The organism is Thiorhodococcus mannitoliphagus (assembly GCF_010915725.1).
GTDB lineage: Bacteria > Pseudomonadota > Gammaproteobacteria > Chromatiales > Chromatiaceae > Thiorhodococcus > Thiorhodococcus mannitoliphagus.
Genome location: NZ_JAAIJR010000237.1, coordinates 1 through 3,937 on the forward strand (window position 1 = coordinate 1; position 3,937 = coordinate 3,937).

Sequence of the window (3,937 nt, forward strand, 5' to 3'; positions counted from 1 at the left end):
AAGTTGTGACTGCGCATCATCATCACGCAGAGTACGGCCGAGGAGCGTCGCAGGGTATCGAAGATGTGCACCATCTCGGGGCCTGCTCGGGATACGTGCGATTTTTTATCACTTGGCTGGCCGGACACTCCCGGAGTCGCTCTTAGCGCCGGGAACTGCGCGTGCGGGCATCGAGAGCGAGGTTCAGCGGTGTTGGTCCAGGAACGAGCGGAAAAGTCCACCAGCGGAGCTGACTACAGCGCGCTATCCATGCTCTGGCCAGTGCGGCCTCATTGAGCGGGGTTGCGATCCACACCTTGGAACAGGCGATCCTGAGCCTTCTCAGCCAGCGCGAAAACCCCGACGGAAGCCCGCGTTCGGTAACCAGCGCAGTGGAATGCTGCAAAAAGCAACCTTAGAAAGCGTCCACCAACAACTTCCCCCCTTTCGCAAAGGGGGGCAAGGGGGGGATTTCGGGCGGGATCGCTCGCATCGGGAAACAATTGATGAGCACTTTCTTAGCTTTCTTCCGTTTACCCCGGCCGCTCTTAAGCGCGCAAAATAAATCGGACCCCCTTTTCCCACTCAGGTGCATCGCTCAGGGGCGCGGGATCGTCGGGTTGCGAATGAGGGGTTTATCCTCATCTCGCTGGGGGGTTGCGGTCAAGGGGTCTCTGAACGGCTACGATGACAGTTTTATTAAATCATTGATTTGAAGGCGTAATAATTTCTCGCCATCCTATAGATTGTGGCACTACCCAATGTGCAATAAGGACTGAGAGATTTTCGAAACCGCTAGATTGTTGGCACCGAGCAGTGCCCTGATTGCACAAACCTGGCAGGCGATAGAGAATGTATTCCACGAGCAGGAGAGTAGCGTCACCGCTGGAGGTGCGCTATCGCGGGCTCGTAAGCTTATGCTGGGTAGGACCCGTAACAATTGAGCAGACCACCTATGACAAACATACAGAGAACGGAAGCCCCAAGACGCCTGGCCGGCTGGGTAGCGATAGTCGGTGCACTGCTGGCCTGGTCGCAAATCGGCTTGTATATGGCAGCCCTGAGTGGTGACCTCGCCGTGGTCTACAAGCCGGCAGTTTTTCTCAGCCTGCCCGCGCCTGCACACGATTTATTTCATGCGTCGCTGGTGCTGGACACACTTGGCTTCTACCTTCCGTTCCTGGTGATTGGCGGTTACTTATGGTCGGTAATGCGTGAAGAGCACGGCGCGCTGATTGATATGGCGGCGCTATGCATTGTCACCTACGCGGTGATGGGTATCACCGGTGACGCCCTGTTGTTCGCCTCGGTGTCACCCTTGGCTGCGATGCATGCTGCCGGGGACCCGGCGGTCAAAGCGGCCAGCGAGGCCGCTTGGCTAGCCCTTGCGACGGGAGCCCAGCAGGGTCTGTGGATAATGGAGGGGCCAGTCATGGGTTTTTGGGCGCTGGTGATGGGCAGTGCCATGCGGCGTTCCGGCAAGCCATATGGCCTCCTGCTGATGTTGGTTGGATTTTGCTACGCAGCGGTTTTTGTGCTTGGTGTGCTGGGCGTTTGGTCTGTGGTCGCACAGTTCCAGCTGGTTTTTCTAGTCTTGTTGCCCCTGTGGTCGCTGCTTACCGGCATCGCGCTTTTGCGTCAGCGGGCCCGTTGACAGCTTTTCGATGATCATATTGCAGAGGTGCGCCCTGGCTCAATTTGCGCTGCAACTGTCCCTGTCTGCGACGGCGGCGCCTGTCGATAAACCCAATAGTGCCGCTTGAGACAGTATTCCCCGGGTGTCTGCTGCGTGCCGAAGAGCGCCGCTCAAGCAAATATAGATATTTTACCTGTCATAGAGACGCTAGAATCTTATTTAAAATTTAAAGTGATTTAAAATCAGTTATTTATGTTAATGAAGCGCTCCCGGCGTCCTCATGTTAAATGAAGCATCTATACTTCCCCGTTCCAACTTCTCCAGAAACCCTCTTCTCCAGTTCGAAAAGCTGGTCCTCACAATCAAGGTTCGGGATTTCTAAGCGTTGATGACTTACTCGGACCCACGCGATGGGCGTGGGCCTTTTGATCGACCTTGCATGAATCAGCTCACGCCCTTGCTCAACTCCGGAAGGAGCATCGAAGTCATCAGGGTGCCAAATTCAGGGCCGGCCTCATTGGCGGATAATCTGAGCCCATGCGGATGTTTTCAGGCTGTTGGCAGAAAGCGTGGGCTTATTGGCAATTAATCTGGGCACGAGCCCCCCTGATATTGGCAGTTAATGTGGGCCGGAAATGGCGATGTTTGCAGGTCGGGCGCCGGATGTTTGCGGGTCGCTACACCTAGCAAGCTTGTTGTGTGGGACATAAAGGAAGTTATGTACTACTAAACCGAGGGAGAGGACGACACCATTACGGGCACGCTGATCGAGACGAAATCGGGGGTTCTGGAAACTCTCGGTGGCTTATGGCTCGACCATCAATGTCGGCACATTCCGGGCACCGTGAACGACACGCACGACCTCGATGCCGCCCAAGACCTGGCGGTACAGGATGAGGTACCGCCGCACCGGGAAATACCGAAGATCCGGCGCAATATCAGGCCGCGCCGGGCCAAGCGAGGATTGATCCGCGAGGAGAAGGAGCTTCTCCTCGATCTCGTCGAGAACGCGATCGGCTGCGCGCACATCGTCATGCGCGATGTAAAGCCAGATGTCGATCAGGTCTTCCTCGGCCTGCGCCGTCCGCTGGATGGTGGGCATGGTCCCTCACGCGCGCGTTGTTTCAGTGTCCTGCGCTGCGACAAGCCGCCGCCGCGCCTCGGCCTTGATCGCCGCCATGTCGGCAAACCGCCCCGGCCCGCTCGCCAGACCTTCATCCCAAATTCGCCGCAGCTCCTCGATCTCCTTCGTCTCCAGAGTCCGCCTTCGCTTCCAGTCCCGCAGCGCTTCGCGCATCACCTCACTGTTGGACGCATACTCGCCGCTCTCGACGGCTTCGCGCACGACGGCCAACATTTCCGGCGTCAGCGCGATACTCACCTTCTCGACATTTGACATGACAATGCTCCTCCTGATTCCACAGTAGTAAAGATTACTACCATGGAGCAAGAAAATTCTTTCAGGATGCCTCCAACTCCCGATAACCCTGCAATCTTTCCACGGCGAGGAGAATTTGCATGACACATGATCTGGTCACACGACAGTCAGGCGGTCTGGGCACATCGAGCGGCGGGTCCGGCATGCCGGCGCTGATCGCGCGCGCCGGCGGTCATGCGGAAAAGCGCTTCCTGGAGTTCTTCGCCGCGCAGATCAGGAATCGGAACACGCGCGAAGCCTACCTGCGCGCCGTGCGGGACTTCCTGGACTGGGCGGAGACCGAAGCGCAGATCGGTGCGCTGCTCGACATCGAGCCCTTGCATGTCGCGGCCTGGGTGGAGCTGCAAACCCAAACCTATGAGGCCCAAAGCGTCAAACAGCGGCTCGCGGCCCTGCGGCACCTGTTCGACTGGCTGGTGACCGGCCATGTCCTGCATATCAACCCGGCGTCCTTCGTCCGGGGGCCGAAGTTCTCCTACACCAAGGGCAAGACGCCGATCCTCACCCCGACCGAGGCGCGACGGCTGATCCGCGCGATCCCGACCGACACCCTGGTCGGCCTGCACGACCGCGCTCTGATTGGGCTCATGATCTTCACCTTCGCGCGGGTCTCGGCGGCCGTGAGCATGAACGTCAAGGACGTCTTCCGCAAACAGGACTCCCTCTGGGTAGGATGTTAAATCTCTGGCCATTTCCATCGAAATGGTTCATGCAGTTTTCATGTCGACTTTTGGCGCGCTGAATGCCTGCCGTCGTTTGGCTAGCATCGAGTCGCCAAGATGCGTCTTGACCCAATGCTCGACATCTAGGGTGCGCACCGAGACCATGGCCTCACGAATGAGCGAGGGCGTCAGCTCGGTGAGGAAGGCGGGAATCGTCAACAC

General features: G+C 57.9%; 4 protein-coding genes. 2 read left to right on the plus strand and 2 right to left on the minus strand.

Annotated features, from left to right (window positions below; genetic code table 11):
- The first annotated feature begins 934 nt into the window (after nucleotides 1–934).
- Entirely contained in the window at nucleotides 935–1,633 is a 699-nt protein-coding gene (locus G3480_RS25310) for a hypothetical protein (RefSeq protein WP_164656988.1), read from the plus strand.
- Between the two features lie 787 nt (nucleotides 1,634–2,420).
- Here the strand turns inward: G3480_RS25310 and G3480_RS25315 are convergent.
- On the minus strand, nucleotides 2,421–2,717 hold the full coding sequence (locus G3480_RS25315) for a type II toxin-antitoxin system RelE/ParE family toxin (RefSeq protein WP_164656989.1): 297 nt from the start codon (nucleotides 2,715–2,717) through the stop codon (nucleotides 2,421–2,423).
- 6 nt (nucleotides 2,718–2,723) lie between these two features.
- Nucleotides 2,724–3,014 (minus strand): type II toxin-antitoxin system ParD family antitoxin, encoded by a 291-nt coding sequence (locus G3480_RS25320; RefSeq protein ID WP_164656990.1) that lies wholly within the window; start codon nucleotides 3,012–3,014, stop codon nucleotides 2,724–2,726.
- A 119-nt stretch (nucleotides 3,015–3,133) separates the two neighbouring features.
- Between G3480_RS25320 and G3480_RS25325 the strand changes: the two genes are divergently transcribed.
- The gene (locus G3480_RS25325; protein WP_240906067.1) at nucleotides 3,134–3,733 is read left to right on the plus strand and encodes a tyrosine-type recombinase/integrase; all 600 of its coding nucleotides are present in this window, start codon (nucleotides 3,134–3,136) and stop codon (nucleotides 3,731–3,733) included.
- Nucleotides 3,734–3,937 lie beyond the last annotated feature (204 nt).

Coding starts and splice junctions, on each gene's coding strand:
- G3480_RS25315 (WP_164656989.1), bottom strand. CDS start 2,717: ATGCCCACCATCCAGCGGACGGCGCAGGCCGAGGAAGACCTGATCGAC.
- G3480_RS25310 (WP_164656988.1), top strand. CDS start 935: ATGACAAACATACAGAGAACGGAAGCCCCAAGACGCCTGGCCGGCTGG.
- G3480_RS25320 (WP_164656990.1), bottom strand. CDS start 3,014: ATGTCAAATGTCGAGAAGGTGAGTATCGCGCTGACGCCGGAAATGTTG.
- G3480_RS25325 (WP_240906067.1), top strand. CDS start 3,134: ATGACACATGATCTGGTCACACGACAGTCAGGCGGTCTGGGCACATCG.